The organism is Providencia sp. PROV208, from assembly GCF_028479465.1.
GTDB classification, from domain to species: Bacteria; Pseudomonadota; Gammaproteobacteria; order Enterobacterales; family Enterobacteriaceae; genus Providencia; species Providencia alcalifaciens.
The window spans coordinates 1-16063 of the sequence record NZ_JAMPNS010000033.1; the positions used below are offsets into that span (position 1 = coordinate 1).

Below are 16063 nucleotides of genomic sequence, written 5' to 3' on the forward strand. Positions count from 1 at the left end.
TCTTATTACTATAAATTGATTTAATTAAATAATCTCATGACCTAAAAATCATCATGTATAGGTTAACGCCTTCAGAGTTTAAAACAAAAATGTATATATCATTTTTATATTTTAGTTTTTTAACTTCATAGGACAATAAAAAAGGTAATTATATGTGCAATAAAACATCTCGTTATATTATCGCCAGTAATATCATATTAAGTTTTGCTAGTATAGCCAGTGCTTCAGATGGATATATTAACTTTACAGGTGAAATTATTGATCAAACTTGTACTATCGATTCTACGTCTCAAAACCTGATAGTACCTCTCGGTAGTGTTTCAAAATCAAGCCTGGATGGTGCTGCAGGAAAAAAATCCTCACCTACAGGATTCCAGCTAAATTTAACATTGTGCCCACCAACCGTTGCTGGGGCAACAGTGAAATTTGATGGAACTAATGACAGCGATAATGCTGACTTGTTAAAATTAACTCAAGAAGCTGGCGTCGCAACTGGTGTAGGTATTGAAATAGCAGATAATATTGGAACTCCTATTCCTCTGCATTCTGAATCAATGGAATATCCTTTATCAACAGGTAGTAATAGCCTTAACTTCGTCGCACGTTATGTGTCAACATTGAATACGGTTACAACAGGCCCCGCTAATGGAGTGACTCAATTCACGCTTAATTATAAATAACTGAGTAAAGTTCTTATAAAAAAGGACATTCTATTACCAAGGATGGTTATTTACGAAAATAAGATACGGAAGAGATTTATGAAACTAAATACGTATTATTTGTATGGTATCTTAGTCGTTTCATTCTTGATGATATCATCATTGTGTGTTGCTGGCCCTGTAATTGGTGGTACTAGAGTAATTTATAATTCGGGTAAGAAGGAAACGTCGATTTCGATAAAAAATGAGGGAAAAGATGGAGCTTATTTGATTCAATCATGGGTAGAACCCGGTCAGGACACGGCCTACAACAAAGCCCCCTTTATTGTCACACCGCCATTATTTAGGATAGACCAAAATGAAGAAAATATACTTCGTATAGTCTACACAGGTAGTAATTTGCCTACTGATCGTGAATCCGTTTTTTGGTTGAACGTCAAAACAATCCCCGCAATGGATAGCAGCATGCGTGATGAAAATACACTTAAGGTTGTTGTTAAGTCTCGTATCAAAATATTTTACCGACCAGAAAATCTACCAGGAAACTCCATTGAAACTTACAAAAAAATACAGCTATCACGGAATGGAAACATATTAAAAATAAGAAATGATACACCGTATTATATTTCTTTTTATAAAATAAGTGTAGCAGGGAAAGAAATAAAAGATATTGAAATGATTTCACCCAAATCGAGTATAGATTATTCATTATCATCAAACTCTCCGGTGAAAATTAGTTGGCAGACTATCAATGACTACGGTGGAATTAGTCCGGTGGAAGAAAAAACTCTATAGTCTTATTTATTTTATATAGAATTAAACAGTCTCCCCGAAAAACACTATTAAATTTAATTTTACAAGCAAGGTAAATAACATGCTTGATTTATCCGATAGAGAAAAGATCTTTTTAGTTATTAGATATACGTTGAGCAAAATTAAATTAAATTATAATTCTATCCCATTGCTTGCATTAATTTTTTTTAGTATGAGTTTTTCCTCATATGGAGATGAGTATTTTGACCCTAATGCATTAGAATTGGGAGGGGAACAAAACTTAGGGGATATAGACCTAAATATTTTTAATAACTCGAATAAACTGTTGCCAGGTACTTATCGTGTTGCTGTTTATCTTAATGGTAACATGGTTGAAATGCGTGACATCCCATTCGTGTTAGGCCCTAATGCTGAGTTAATACCACAGTTAACCACTGAAGATTACTTTAAATTAGGCGTTAAAGTTAATGATTATTCAGATTTAAAAAACATCCCAAATGGCAATTTCGTTGGAGATATTGGAAAGTATATCCCGCTAGCCACAACTAACCTCAATGTCAAAAAACTACAACTGGATATTAGCATCCCGCAAGCTGCGATTGACCACCAAGCTCAGGGGCGAGTTGACTCTAAGTTATGGGATCAAGGGGTGAGTGCTGCCCTACTTAACTACAGCATGACTGGGGGAAATACAGAATATAAAGGTGGAGGGGGGAGTAATTATTTCTTTCTCAGCTTGCAAAGTGGGCTAAACTTTGGTGCCTGGAGATTAAGGAACTACTCAACATATAATCGAACCAGCAATAGACATGATACTGATGAGAGCTCAGTTCTCAACCGTTCTGGTACTTCATACGGTGCCATCTCTCATTGGGATAATATCAACACTTACTTACAGCGGGATATTCAATCATTGAGGGGGCAACTTACCTTCGGTGACAGTTATACATCATCTGAAATCTTTAATAGCTTCCAATTTCGAGGCGCGCAGCTTGCCTCCGATGAAAATATGATTCCTGACAGTATGCGAGGCTTTGCACCAACTATCAGAGGGATCGCCCGTAGCAACGCAAAAGTGACAATCAGACAAAATGGCTATGTGATCTATCAAAACTATGTTGCTCCTGGCGCCTTTGTAATACAGGATTTGTACCCAACTTCAGCAAGTGGCAATTTACAAGTTACTATTACTGAGTCTGATGGTAGTGAAAGCACCTTTATACAACCTTTCGCCGCTGTGGCCATCATGCAACGGGAAGGAAATTTCAAGTATTCTCTCACGGCTGGGCGTTATCGATCATCGAATTCGGACTCAAGAGAACCAAAGTTCGGTCAGGTAACAGCTATCTATGGATTGCCATATGGAATGACTGCTTATGGTGGTTTAGTCAGTGCAGATAATTATTGGTCAACAGTTTCCGGAATGGGGTTTGGCTTGGGTGAACTAGGTGCAGTTTCACTTGATGTAACTTATGCGCGTTCGAGCTTATTTAATGGCACAAATAAAAAAGGACAATCTTATCGAGCACAATATTCAAAAGGTTTACAGAGTACAGGGACAACATTTACATTGGCGTCTTATAGATACTCTACAGAAGGATATTATACCTTCCAGGAAATAAATGAGTTAAGTAATGTTAATAGCAGAGATTTATTCTGGTTATCTCATAATAAACGTCAAAAACTTCAATTAGATATTAGTCAGAACATCTTGGATTATGGTTCATTATACCTTTCAGGTAGTCAGCAAGATTATTGGGGACTAGATGGATCTGAAAGATTCATTAGTTCTGGATATAACGTTAACTATGCAGGGGTAAACTATGGAGTAAGTTATACCTATAGTAGCGCAGTCGCAGATATTCCTTCAGATCAACGTGTTGCATTTAATCTACAAATACCATTAAGCATCTGGAGTAGCAGTACTGCTTATGATTCAGTATGGGCTAGTTATAATGTCACAACGGATAAGGATGGAACAATATTACAACAGGCTGGTATCAGTGGAACCGCATTAGCGGATAATAATCTGAACTATAGTGTGATGCAAAGCTATGGTAATCGCAATCAAGGCGCAGCAGGTAATCTAGCAGTAAATTACAGAGGCTCTAAAGGTGATATTAATGCTGGATATAATTATGATAAAGACTCATACCGCCTAAATTATGGTATTCATGGGGGGGTTGTTGCATATCAAGACGGTATCGTTTTTGGGCAAACTCTGGGTGAAAGCATTGCCATCATTCATGCACCAGAAGCGGATAATGTAATCATACAAAATCATGTTGGTGTCAAAACAGATACTAGTGGTTATGCAATCGTACCCTATGTAAATGCTTATAAGAGTAACCGTATAGCGCTTGATACAACTACGCTAGGCGATAATGTTGATATTGATATGCAAACCCAAACAGTGTACCCCACTAAAGGTGCCGTGGTACTTACTGATTTTAAAACAAGGATAGGACAGCGAGTATTAATGACTCTCAACTACAAAGGTAGTCCCATTCCTTTTGGTGCATCTGTTAATTATGGGAAAAACAATATGTTCGCTATTGTTGGAGATAATGGGCAAGTCTATTTGACTGGATTATCTGAAAAAGGTCAATTGAAAGTTAAATGGGGTAAAGATCCAATAAAAATATGCATAGTAGATTATCTACTTCCAAATAAAAAACCGTTGTCAGGTGTAATAGAAATGACAGGAACTTGTCTGTAGTTTTATATAAAAAATATTTATTAAAGGTAACTTTTATGTTAAGTAAAACAATAAAATTCTCATTATTTATTATATTTATTTTTTCAGCTGTGCCATCATACTCTTATACCTCAACATGCTCTAACAGCTTTCCTGGCGTTGCTCAATCTTTAATGCTTGCACCATTTGGTACAGTGAAAACATCAAATAATGATATGATTGGTACTGTTTTAGCAAAATATACATTACCAAACTCAGGTTCATTTTTGAGGTGTACTGCTGGAACTTATGGTATTGCGTATAGGATGATTAATGCTACTCTATCTAACTTAGGTGACAATATATATAACACCAATATATCGGGAATTGGCGTTCGTATCACAACACAAGCTGGGCATATATTTTCAAATCCCTATTCATTTGATCCTCGCTCAGGAACAGTTGTAACCTACGTAAGTAATGATGATCCAATTACTATTGAAATAATAAAAACAGGGGTTGTTTCCCCTGGAGTATTGCAATACCCCGCAAATTCATTAGCACAAATTACGTACAAAGATGTTAATAATAGTGAAATTTCCGCATTTATCATTCGATTCAGTGGAGATACACAAATAATTCAACCCGCTTGTGAAGTAAAAAATAGTAATATTGTTGTCTTGCTTGGGCCGCAGTATAGAGGAGCACTGGGAAGCATCGGTGCCACAACAACCAAACTACCTTTTACAATTCCTTTAACTTGCAGTGTTACCTCTCCGGTTAAAATAACAATTAATGGCACTACTGCGACTAATACCACCGCGACTCAGGGAGTATTACAATTAAATGATAGCCCTATTACAGCCGATGGGGTCGGGATACAATTACTAAAGAACGATGGTGTTTCCCCTGTTGAAATAGGAGCAGAAGTAAATTATGGCACAGCATCAGGGGCTGGAGATTATAATGTTCCGCTTTATGCCCGATATTACCAAACTAAAAGTTCAGTAATTGTGGGCGTCGCAAATGCAACAGCTACCTTTACCGTTTCATACAACTAACTTTTGAATTAGCTTTGACTTGAACCGAAAATTCTATCAATAAATTTTTGTTTATAGTTTCTGCCCCAAAAATAGTCTAGGTCATGATGATAAAAGCACATCTTACTGAATAACAGATTGTCAATATTTTAAATCTTGCAAACTCTGAAATGATGCTCGACGGAATCTGCTATCTGAAAAAAATACCGCCACTTTTTAAATATGGCGGTACGGAACCTAATGATGTTAAATAATTTAAAGAGCCAGATGCAGGACTCGGCAATAAGTGTCGGTAACCAATTCTCTTGGCCTGTAATATTACGAACACGATAAAGTTGAAGAACTAATACTGTTTCATCCATCAGACCCACCTCTCTGAATTATTACTAAATGGCCTTCACAGAAGAATTAACTCTGTATAAATTATTCGTTGTCTTACTATACAATACCATTCTGAAGCTGGTTTTTCTGCATAATACTTTTTTAAAATCTATGATGACCGCTCGGATCCACATGGACCATCACATTTAATACATGATGTTTATTTAACACCGCTTTTCTTGCTTCGACCGCTATGTCATGACCTTCCCTGACTGATAAATTACCATCAATTTCCAGATGGGCATCAACAATAACCAAGTCCCCCACTTTTCTGGTCTTCAGATCATGAATACCATCAATACCCGGCGTAGCCAGCATTGTCTCTTTAATTTTATATTCTGTTTCTGTATCTATAGCTCTGTCCATTAAGTCATTCAGCGAATCTGATACAAATGAATAACCCATTTTTGCCACTATCAGACCAACAATAAGGGCAGCAACCGGATCAAGGAATTTAAGACCGGACAAATTCCCAACGATCCCAAGGGCGACAACAAGAGACGAAGCCGCATCAGAACGAGCATGCCAAGCATTAGCTACCAACATACCTGACCTGACACGGGTGGCTACAGCAAGCATATAGCGAAAAAGTAGTTCTTTGAAAACCAGAGCGGCCAAGGCAACCCAGAGTGCAATGACGTGAACCTCCGGAATCGATTCCGGGTGTTGTATCTTATTTATTGCTGACCAGAGCATGCCAGTACCTACACAAAACAATAGCCCCCCTAAAATTAAAGAGGCGCCATTTTCATAACGGTGGTGACCATAATGATGGTCATCATCCGCATCTTTTTTACTTTTATGATTAGCAACAAGTACAACAAAATCGGCAACCAAATCAGATAACGAATGTATACCATCGGCGATCAACCCCTGGGAGCCTGAAAATAACCCTGTAATTATCTGCCCCAGAGTTAAAAAACAATTAACCCATACACTAACCCAGGTACTTTTCCGTGCTGCATGAAAACGTTCTTGGGAATTATTGTCAGTTTCATCTTTAATATTATTATTTGGCATCATATTATTTATATCATCATAAGAATGGTAACAGACTGCGCTCTAATCCAGCTTTAATATTAAAATTACTAGTCGAAGAAGTCTTAGTATTTAACAATTATCGCCGATACCTCCCCACTACACGAATCATAATATAATACTTCCTTTGGGGACGGGGCATCAGAAAAAATCATTGATACTGCAACCGAACACAAGGCTAAGCATGTACAGGATATCAACGTAGATCCGATTTACGCCTCGTTCATAACTGCTGAATGACTCGACTGAATACGCTAACTGTCAATAATTAAACAGTGGTAGCACCTCAGCTCTCTGATTTTTCTACTAACAATTAATGAAGCATTTGTTATGATATTACTCTCCGGAAAAAATCATCTATTATACTGTTATATTGTTGATTATTCATATGTCAGTGTTTTTCGACCTATCATCATTAGAGTTGATATTATTTTTTATGTGCTTTTTTTGTTTTATTCCCACGCGAAACATTATTACTGGGTAAAGCTGATGTCTGCACTGTCGCATCCATTACTTTATTTTTATCGTTGATAATTTGCGGCTGAACATTCAATGTATTCACATTAATAATTTCATTCGCACTGTCGGTAATTTTATTCTTGATGAATTTTTCCGTATTACATTTACCCGAAATTCCAATTTTTTCGTCCAACATTTTATTACGTGTCGCTTTTTTAAAATTACAATCGGCAAATACAGGAATACTCAGTAACAACCCGAATAGAATTATACAAATATTTTTTTTCATTAGTTCACTTTATTTTAAACGATACATTTAATCAATTGCCACCATTAAGCTGGCTTATAGCAATTAGTCAATATAAACAGGCCTGATTTAATTCTAATCCCACGAGATAACTACAGTAGCGGATGCACTAGCATCACCATAAAAATTTTTTCCCATTGAATTCTTACATAAAGACCAGGTAATAGGTACAAGCGTTTGGCCAACACCAATATTATTGATTGTTTTAGTCGGTGAACCATCAAAAATGATTTGGTTTTGTGTGTCGGCCACACATGAGGGAGTATTATCTAAATACACACCTCTAATATAGCCCATAAGTTCTGCATTAATATTTTTTAGGCCAAGCGCATTCTGACCAAAAAGATTACTACTCGTAAATGAGATAGTTAGATTATTAGACATTGCTCCCGGATTGTTAGAATTACATGTTATAGATAGCCCTTTATTACTAGACTCTATTAAATTATTACCTGATATTCCGGTTGTATTTACTGTTCCAAAATCTATTAAAGAAGGGGCTGAAACCGAGCATGTCAGTGGATCTGTAACCACTATTGTGTTTGCCGGTATGGCAGCACCAAAAGCACCGGAACCAGCTAACCATCCAAATAAAACATTAAAATGTATAAATGGAGAATTAGCCGATTCCAATGTGGTTGATTTAGCGGCATATATGTACCAATCCAAATTTGCATTAAAGTTTATTCGCTTGCTATCATTGATATATGCAGAGTTGGGGTTTGCAGCCTGGCTAAAACATGATGAGCCAGTATCACTTTGTGTACTTGCTGTTAAAGTTGGGATAACACCAACATTAAAACTAACAGAACCACTAACTGGATTGCTCGCAGCAATTGTAGGGTAAAAATCACTATAAACGTTCCCAGATGGTATATAAATAATATCCTGAACAGATGAACTAACGGGTATACCACAGTAACCATCAATACATGTCCATGGTGTCGCTACAGAACAATATGGGATAGAACCTGCCCCAACGCCATTATAACGAAATGAGATAATATTACCTAGTGGTGCTGTTCCAGATGAGCGTGTATTTGTGCCTTCAAAATAATCAACAAGATTTATATTTGTAGTCACTCCTATTTTTTGGGGAGCAGCACCAGGCTCAACATATATTGTTGCACTATACGTATAAAAGGATGCAGACAAAAAAAACAATATACTTTTTATAACCATATTATTCATTATTATTTTCATTACAATTTATTACCTCATAATTATCCAGAAAAATTCGAATATCAATAATATAATTTCCGCAACCCTAATGTTTAATTTCATTGTGAAATAACACTGTATTAAAAATACAATTAACGTCGATTGTATTTATTTCCCTTTCATAACGGGGGGGATTACTGTGATGTCACACAAAAGGCGGTTGCGCGGTTTATTATCACCCGTTCGTTATCTTGTCTCAATTTTTATATTTTGGCCGATACGCAATATCATATCCCTATTTTCATTATATTAACGCCTCTCTTAAACTTATCTGATTGATCGCACCCATAGTTGTGTTTTGCACAGTTCTGCTGGCAGCGACCTTAACGCTTGATTTGCCAATGTAAGTGTTGCATCCAATACATACCACTGCTGATCCTGACGTTCTGTTTCATAACACAATATAGTTGCTCAGCTTATACCTGCGCGCAATCCGGTGCAGTTCATCGGGTATCGTTCCTCCACTTAACTGCAGGGTATAATGCTCCCCGATGCTGTTACTAAATTTTCTCCAAAATTCAGCATAGCTTCTGGTTTCACTGGCTGGAATTTCAGTATTATATCCGCTTTACTCGTCACCAAGCCCAATACCGTTTCTTCTTTAACTTCGTATTTTTCTTTTGTCTGCAGCTATTCACTGTTTTTCCTCAGCCATTTCGATGGTCACTGCAGCTTACTGTTCTTTTTCACCGCAGAAGACGGTCTAGTATCCAAACCAATTGTAGCCTGCATGACTGGAATAACGGGCTCGGATAATATATTGTCACCAAGACAACTCACCGCAAGCTGCCGTATTGCTATATCCTGACTCATCACCAGTTTGCTGAGATTAAACTGCGCGGTACACTGCTGTGAGGAATCACTTCCCCATTTCACCCGTAATTTTCCTGTTTCCGGTAATCCAGCCAGATACACCTGCCCGTAATCTCCGACCACCCCGCTGATATCTTCTTCTCCCGGTTTTGTATCGACCAGAGAGGCCACAGCACCAAACGGGACAACCCCCTGTTGATGCTTCAGAGTCATCAGCACCTTATAACCAACGCGAGTCGAAAATGACGCATTCACCACAGCGCCTTTTGTCGGGTATACATTGATATTAGTCTGTTTCAGGTCCACATCATCCGGCAGTGTCGTCGGGTCAAGCCCGATACTGTTGCGGGTGTAATTCGATAGATACGGTACCACTGCGTAACCGCGACTATCTGTCACTGCCGCTTTACCGTTGACACTGACCCCATCAGCATCTGGGGCACTAACCAGCGCAACAGAGTCCCCGAAAGGACGAGACAGAGTCACTCCGCCACTGTGCACCAACATCCCGCCGCTGACGTTCATATTCATACTCTGCATAGTATTGCTGTAACTGTAACCGGCACTCACATTCCCCTGGTTGCCCTGATAACCGACATTGACATTACTGTTTGCGGCCTGCCCCTGATTACCCCAGCCCTGATTTACACTATAACTAAGTGCACCGTCCAGCGTGTTACCGCTGATACCAGTATAGTTGCTGGTTTTACCATTATTATCGTGGGTAATAGACGTCGTGGCGTACATGGACTGAAAATCACGGTAAGGACTAAATATACTGAACGGAATACTGACATTCAGTGATACCTGCCGATTTTCCGGCCACTGGTTTTTATCGCTCTTTAACCGATCAATGTTGTAGTTCAAACCAATACCCACGCCTTTGATGCTATTACTATATCCCAGTGACATCCCGGTCAGAGACTTGTCCCCCCCCCAGTAATCATCACGGCTGTACCGTAGGTGTAATGTTCCAAAGGTATCCATCTGCTGGCTGATTTGAGTCTGAAAGCTGCTACGCCGCCGTTGCTGAGTCCACGGACTGACTCCGTCCTCAAGGCGATACCCTTCACGATTAAATTCATTGAAAGTGTAATAATGCTCAGTGGAATAACGCAATGCAGTCAAATCTACAGATGTTCCCGTGGATACAAGACTTTTTGAATAACGGATACGATATGACTGTCCTGTCTTAGTTTGATCTTCGTGAAATTTTGCATTCGAATGTGTAATATCTGCAGACAGCGCCCCAAGAGACCCCAGAGAAATCCCACTGCCTGCACTGACCGATTGATAGTCACGAGCAATCAGTGTTCCACCGTACAACGTAATATTATTCAGCAGGCCGTATACCGCGGTCCCCAGTATAAAATCGGCTCGTCGGGTATCAACCGCCATATCACTGTCATACCGTCCACCAGTAAATTCATACTTCCATCCCCCTGGCCGTAACATCACTGGCAGGGAGGAATACGGTACGATAAACTGATGTTCACTACCATCTGCTTCGGTAACTGTCACATCATAGTCACCGGACATACCAGATTGCTGGATATCATTGATAGAAAACGGTCCCGGCGCCACATACGTTTCATACACTACATTACCGTTTTGCCGTATAGTGATCCGAGCATTGCTGTTCGCTACCCCGCTAACAGCAGGAGCAAATCCGCGTAACTGATTCGGCAACATCTGCTCGTCGGAGCTCAGCTTCATCCCTTTAAATGGTACACTGTCAAAAATCTCGCTTCCGGTCTGGCTTTCACCAATAAGTAGAGAAGAACGTAGTGTCTGAATAGCTCGAGACAAATATGTATTAGAAAAACGGGTATTGCTGCTGCTCTGTCGGGTACTGCTCCCACCACTGTATGTATGGGTAATGGTGCTGCGTAACCGCCATGCACCAGCATTGAGACCTGAGCGCAGTGTTGCAAATAGGTTGTCATCGTGTGTCGTCTGTCCGCCACTGTGCATGCTGCTGCGCCCCGCACTCAGGCTGTAGTTGGTCAACAGAGCAGGAATACCGTCCTCCCACAAAGACGGATCCGCGTAACGCCCGTAATGCGGGCGCATCGCTATCTGCGGGATACTGATATCCAAACGTAACCGAGACAAATCAAGCTTGACTGATGCCTGCGGGATCAGTTTACCCAGATTATCTACTGGTTTATCCGCCGGAAGGTCACTTAAGCCAGGAACGCCTGATACATTCACCCCCCATGATTCAAGCTGTGACGGAGTCAAGAGCGGTACCACCACATTATCTGCATTTTTTCGGAATTCTAGGGTATGTCCCCCTTCACTGCGAGTATTGACGAAAACAGATACAGTGTACTTCCCCTCGGCCACCCCCCCTTTCATTGCAAAAACAGATAAATCAATAGCATTATTTTCACTAGTCAGTCCCAGAAACCGCGGATCGAAGTAATCCTCTGCAGCCATCCAAGGTGATAGTGTAAGAAATATTCCAGCGGCCAGAGGACGTAAACAAAAACGCACGGAAGGCAATAAATTTACCTTGTTATTATAAGAAGTCATTACCATTAATATCCATAATAAAATCAATTAACTAACGTAATAGACGCTGTAGGCGAATTGTCTGCCTGCCATCATCACCTATCAGCATCCAACTGACTTCTGATGCGGTAGGTTTTACTGAATAACCCATTGTGCTATATGGAGCAATCATCCGGTCACTTTCAATTTTTACTGGCAGACCATCCACAACCAGCTCACTAAAGGTGATGTAGTAAGGTGTTGGATTTACCACCGTCATCTGACTGTCATTTAGTGCAAACTGAAGCTGTTCCGCGCGTTCATTCTCCGTCAGTTCCGTTATGACCGACGGCCGATAAAATAACTTCAGATTATTCTGTAAAGCTAGGACCAGTTGCTTATCCCCAGTCTGTAGGTCTTCGGTATTCTGCTGAGCCGGAATTGTTTTCAATGCCAGCCGCCAAAGTGACTCCTGAGACTCTTTATCAACCACGACCGGCCTATCAGTCTGCCGGATAAGCAATGTGACTGCAGTTCCCGGTTCAAACCTAGTCAGCGGTGGCACCACGATAAACGGAGCCTGTACTCCAGATTCGTCGTCCTTCGCTGGCAGTACTCGAGACTGCAACAGATACACGTGGTCAGTATTATTAGTGACGGTGAACGTTATTCCGCTAGCCTCACTTTCCGGGTAAATAACCCGAGTTAGCGGCAAAGTAATGCCTTCATCCGCACGACCCGCTATGGCATAAACCACCGCCACTGGCAATAGAACCAAAATCAAACCTGAAAGAAAGTATTTATTCATTTTGTTATTTTTCCTGCAAGATGATTTGATAGGTTCGGCTGTGCCCGCCGTAATCATTAATCACCGACCAATTTACCTCTCGCGCAGCTCCGGTTATGTGATAGTTACGGTCGGAAAACGGGGCTATCATAGCTCCTTGCTCTTGAGTATTTACTACCCGTCCATTAACCTGCAATTGTGCCAAAGTCAGGTAATAAGGAGTTGGGTTTACTACATGCAAAAACTGCCCCTGAGGTGTGAAAACCAATTTTTCAGCGGCATCTCGTACCGGTAACGTTAGCCCTTCTGGCCGATAAAATAGCTTAATGACTGAACGCATACCGACAGATACCTGTGGTTGCATTCCCCCGTCAGCGAAATTATCAGTTGGCTTGCTAATAGAAGGAATAGCAAGAAAACTCAGGTAAAACACCGATTCACGGTCAGCTGGTAATTCTGACGTGTCATTGCGTACTACCGTCACGGTATGTCGGCTGTCACTCTCCAGCCTGAACAATGGGGGAGCTACTATAAATGGCAAAGTTTCAGGTACTGCTGTCCCGTCATCCGGTGACCGCAGCACACGACTATTCATCAGATAGACCTGGTCGCTTTGATTAATCAGAGTCACCTTTTTATTGCGTTGTTCTGCCCCGAAAATCACTCTAGTTTGATCAAGACTTATACCGCCATCTGCCGCTTGTGCGCAGACACTTATAAATACATATATCAAATACGGCAGTAATCGCTGAAAATACTGACTACACTGCTTCATATATCCCCCAGAGGATTCAGTCATACACAAAGTTGAACGTTACAGTCGCTTGCAGGTCACCACTACTTCGGCCACTATAATCACAGTTGCCACAGGTTAATTCTGCCTTCACTGGTAGTATCGTATCCAAATCAGATAGCTGCGTTTGTGTACTCCAATTTTTTACACTTATTATTTTATTTTGAGCTAAATTTTCATTCGAATTAAAGCTGCTATTCCCAGAAGTACTCAGTAAAATGCCATATCCTTCAGAGGCACTCACCGGCATTGGATCCCGGAACAATGCCGGACCGTACAACACAGTGGATTCACCACTAATCGTAATTTTTGGTGTTAACCCCTGACCCGAACAGCTGCTTAGTACAACATTGAACGACGTCTGCGGTGGTGAACTGACAATAGTTGCAGGCGAAATAAGATCCCCACTGCCAAATATAATTTGCGTCTCAGATGTACTGATAACGCAACTGCCACCAACAAATACTGCAGAAAAATTAATCAGAGCGGAATCACTTCCACCCGCAGGGACGGTCCGAATACAGCTGAATGACAATATAAGAATGAGACCAATGAACAATCCGACAGATCGGTGGGAACTATGTTTTATTTCCGGCATAACTGTTTACCCTGCAAGGTTTTTACTGAAAAATAATATTAACGATCAGCGTAGCTGAAAACGGTCCGGGCACTACCGTATCCCCCAATGGCCCAACCAGACCAATCCAAAATACCTCTTCACTGTAGTGCCCATTGTTGCTGTCAAGAGTATTCATCACCATTGGTGTTCCGCTATTTACCACAGCATCAGCTGGACTGTAATACTCAACCTGTGACGGCATGCTGCCATCACTCTGCCGTACCATGAAACCAACACCATTCACTACACCATCCAGAAATACAGTATCACTGGTACTGGCATATGGAGTATTACCCGTTACTGACAGTGATGGGATGATCGGATCGTCAGTACCAGTGCAAAACAGCACAATCTGTATTGGCTTAATCTGATAAGTCGTCGTCCCCCCCGTTAAATCATTGGCCTTCAGTGGTCTGAAATTTAGTGTGCTATCCGGTATTAACATGCTACAGCCAGTGGTATCACTACCAATATTCGCACTGAAACTGACCGTGGCAGCGGATACAGTCATACCCAAGCTGCATAGTGCCAGTAGAGTAATACCGGCTGTAATGCGTTTAACGAAGCTCGCCATGAAACACCTCCGTGCCGCCATAATCATTAATGGCTTTCCATGTCACCTGACCAACCGGTGGATTCTCCTGATAGTTCAGGCCGGAAAATGGAGCCAGCATGGTATTTTGCTTCTTCACACTCACTGGAATATTTTGACCGCCGACGGTCAGTGATGATAGCGATATAAAATAAGGAGATGGATTGTAAACGTATAGATGCTGCCCTTTACGAGAGAATTGTAGGGAAGCCATAGCTTGCTGCATACTGACAGACAGCCCCGACGGTCGATAGAACACTTTAATGACACTGGCAGTTGAAACAACTAATGCCCCGCCAAGTGTTCGACCGGTTTCTTTCGTATTGTTTTTCCCAGCAGGCTGTGCAACCACCCGAAGGTAATACACCAACTCTCTATCCTGTGGTAAATTGCCGCTACGCTGCATAATACGCATCTGATTCGTCATCCCGGGTTCGAGACGAAACAGTGAGGGTGATACCACAAATGGGGTATCAGCGCTGATACCATCCGGTGATGTCACTATTTGAGCTCTGACAAGATACGGAGTACTAGATTGCTTACTGCTGGTAACACCAATACTCTGTCCCTGTAGAGCCATTGTCTCCCTAAATACCACGCGGGTTGCATCAAGGGAAATGCCGGCTACTGCGGCTGAAGAAAATAAAATCAGCAGAAACAACCCAGATAATGCGCGACGCATGTTCTTTTTCTCCAAGTATACTCAAAAATATGGAAGGGGATATCCCCCTCCATATTTACATATTAATTAGTTAACGATATAAGCAACAGTTATTGGAGCACTGTAAGGACCCGCTGCTGGGAGCAACGTAGTTGATGCCATACCAACAGTAAAATCATACGTACCACCATCTACTGCAGTAACATTGACTACAGGACCCATACCGTTAGCCACTGTGACGCTGGATTCATCAGCGATCATAAAACCAACAGTTTCAGCCTCATTACTGACAAAGATATTCTGACTAGCGTTACCAGTTGAGGTAATTCCGTTGATGAGTAATTCGCCCGTCTCATCCGCAGAACAGTTGGACAGCACAACAGGCATAACAACATTGCCCAATTGAGCATTTGCAGTGAAATCTACACTTCTATAAATACCAACATCCAAAGTAGCTTGATCACCATTGACAGAAACATCACAAGTAGTCGCGGTAATAACGCCTTCAAGTGTCACGTCAGCAGTCGCAGCAGCATTTGCATTCAGGCTGGCACAAGCAAATAAGGCAATTGCAATAACTGATTTTGGCATACGCATATATATAAAATCCTTCTAATAATTAATGAAAATATAAATAGATATATTATTACATCTGTACCCACAGGTAATTTAATATTGTAGGTAACGTAAACGCACTTTATAATCATATAAAATGAGCTTATTGAAGCTAACTGATAACAATAAGC

Annotated in this window: 14 protein-coding genes; 4 read left to right on the forward strand and 10 right to left on the reverse strand. The window is 40.7% G+C overall.

The window, feature by feature from the left end:
- Positions 1-152 precede the first annotated feature (152 nt).
- The 4 genes from PR766_RS18115 to PR766_RS18130 all read left to right on the forward strand — a co-directional run bounded on the left by PR766_RS18115 (position 153) and on the right by PR766_RS18130 (position 5171).
- The gene (locus PR766_RS18115) at positions 153-680 is read left to right on the forward strand and encodes a fimbrial protein (protein WP_154635853.1); all 528 of its coding nucleotides are present in this window, start codon (positions 153-155) and stop codon (positions 678-680) included.
- A 78-nt stretch (positions 681-758) separates the two neighbouring features.
- Positions 759-1454: a fimbrial biogenesis chaperone gene (locus tag PR766_RS18120; protein WP_154635852.1), complete on the forward strand. Its 696-nt coding sequence runs from the start codon at positions 759-761 to the stop codon at positions 1452-1454.
- A gap of 79 nt (positions 1455-1533) precedes the next feature.
- Positions 1534-4152 (forward strand): fimbria/pilus outer membrane usher protein, encoded by a 2619-nt coding sequence (locus tag PR766_RS18125; RefSeq protein WP_154635851.1) that lies wholly within the window; start codon positions 1534-1536, stop codon positions 4150-4152.
- Between the two features lie 35 nt (positions 4153-4187).
- Positions 4188-5171 carry a fimbrial protein gene (locus PR766_RS18130; RefSeq protein ID WP_154635850.1) on the forward strand — a complete coding sequence of 328 codons (984 nt, stop codon included), beginning with the start codon at positions 4188-4190 and terminating at the stop codon, positions 5169-5171.
- Positions 5172-5633: 462 nt separating this feature from the next.
- Here PR766_RS18130 and PR766_RS18135 read toward each other — a convergent pair whose 3' ends face one another.
- From PR766_RS18135 to PR766_RS18180, 10 genes are all read right to left on the reverse strand, one after another.
- Positions 5634-6551: a cation diffusion facilitator family transporter gene (locus PR766_RS18135; RefSeq protein ID WP_154635854.1), complete on the reverse strand. Its 918-nt coding sequence runs from the start codon at positions 6549-6551 to the stop codon at positions 5634-5636.
- A gap of 445 nt (positions 6552-6996) precedes the next feature.
- Positions 6997-7317, reverse strand: coding sequence for a hypothetical protein (locus PR766_RS18140; protein WP_154635849.1), 321 nt, complete (start codon positions 7315-7317; stop codon positions 6997-6999).
- A gap of 93 nt (positions 7318-7410) precedes the next feature.
- Entirely contained in the window at positions 7411-8538 is a 1128-nt protein-coding gene (locus PR766_RS18145; protein ID WP_154635848.1) for a hypothetical protein, read from the reverse strand.
- A gap of 681 nt (positions 8539-9219) precedes the next feature.
- Positions 9220-11907 carry a fimbria/pilus outer membrane usher protein gene (locus PR766_RS18150; RefSeq protein WP_195848308.1) on the reverse strand — a complete coding sequence of 896 codons (2688 nt, stop codon included), beginning with the start codon at positions 11905-11907 and terminating at the stop codon, positions 9220-9222.
- 31 nt (positions 11908-11938) lie between these two features.
- Complete coding sequence (locus PR766_RS18155) at positions 11939-12643, reverse strand: fimbrial biogenesis chaperone (protein WP_195848307.1); 705 nt, start codon at positions 12641-12643, stop codon at positions 11939-11941.
- Positions 12644-12677: 34 nt separating this feature from the next.
- A complete protein-coding gene (locus tag PR766_RS18160; RefSeq protein WP_154635845.1) occupies positions 12678-13427 on the reverse strand; it encodes a fimbrial biogenesis chaperone in 750 nt (249 codons plus the stop codon).
- Between the two features lie 16 nt (positions 13428-13443).
- The gene (locus PR766_RS18165) at positions 13444-13980 is read right to left on the reverse strand and encodes a fimbrial-like protein (protein ID WP_195848306.1); all 537 of its coding nucleotides are present in this window, start codon (positions 13978-13980) and stop codon (positions 13444-13446) included.
- An 85-nt stretch (positions 13981-14065) separates the two neighbouring features.
- Complete coding sequence (locus PR766_RS18170) at positions 14066-14638, reverse strand: fimbrial protein (protein ID WP_195848305.1); 573 nt, start codon at positions 14636-14638, stop codon at positions 14066-14068.
- Positions 14622-15338 carry a fimbrial biogenesis chaperone gene (locus PR766_RS18175; RefSeq protein WP_154635842.1) on the reverse strand — a complete coding sequence of 239 codons (717 nt, stop codon included), beginning with the start codon at positions 15336-15338 and terminating at the stop codon, positions 14622-14624. Before PR766_RS18175 ends, PR766_RS18170 begins: the two co-directional genes overlap by 17 nt.
- A gap of 66 nt (positions 15339-15404) precedes the next feature.
- Positions 15405-15914, reverse strand: coding sequence for a fimbrial protein (locus tag PR766_RS18180; RefSeq protein WP_154635841.1), 510 nt, complete (start codon positions 15912-15914; stop codon positions 15405-15407).
- Positions 15915-16063 lie beyond the last annotated feature (149 nt).

What these genes read in the sequence shown, in the direction of transcription:
- PR766_RS18115 (WP_154635853.1), top strand. Translation starts at nt 153, where the DNA reads ATGTGCAATAAAACATCTCGTTATATTATCGCCAGTAATATCATATTA.
- PR766_RS18120 (WP_154635852.1), top strand. Translation starts at nt 759, where the DNA reads ATGAAACTAAATACGTATTATTTGTATGGTATCTTAGTCGTTTCATTC.
- PR766_RS18125 (WP_154635851.1), top strand. Translation starts at nt 1,534, where the DNA reads ATGCTTGATTTATCCGATAGAGAAAAGATCTTTTTAGTTATTAGATAT.
- PR766_RS18130 (WP_154635850.1), top strand. Translation starts at nt 4,188, where the DNA reads ATGTTAAGTAAAACAATAAAATTCTCATTATTTATTATATTTATTTTT.
- PR766_RS18135 (WP_154635854.1), bottom strand. Translation starts at nt 6,551, where the DNA reads ATGCCAAATAATAATATTAAAGATGAAACTGACAATAATTCCCAAGAA.
- PR766_RS18140 (WP_154635849.1), bottom strand. Translation starts at nt 7,317, where the DNA reads ATGAAAAAAAATATTTGTATAATTCTATTCGGGTTGTTACTGAGTATT.
- PR766_RS18145 (WP_154635848.1), bottom strand. Translation starts at nt 8,538, where the DNA reads ATGAAAATAATAATGAATAATATGGTTATAAAAAGTATATTGTTTTTT.
- PR766_RS18150 (WP_195848308.1), bottom strand. Translation starts at nt 11,907, where the DNA reads ATGACTTCTTATAATAACAAGGTAAATTTATTGCCTTCCGTGCGTTTT.
- PR766_RS18160 (WP_154635845.1), bottom strand. Translation starts at nt 13,427, where the DNA reads ATGAAGCAGTGTAGTCAGTATTTTCAGCGATTACTGCCGTATTTGATA.
- PR766_RS18170 (WP_195848305.1), bottom strand. Translation starts at nt 14,638, where the DNA reads ATGGCGAGCTTCGTTAAACGCATTACAGCCGGTATTACTCTACTGGCA.
- PR766_RS18175 (WP_154635842.1), bottom strand. Translation starts at nt 15,338, where the DNA reads ATGCGTCGCGCATTATCTGGGTTGTTTCTGCTGATTTTATTTTCTTCA.
- PR766_RS18180 (WP_154635841.1), bottom strand. Translation starts at nt 15,914, where the DNA reads ATGCGTATGCCAAAATCAGTTATTGCAATTGCCTTATTTGCTTGTGCC.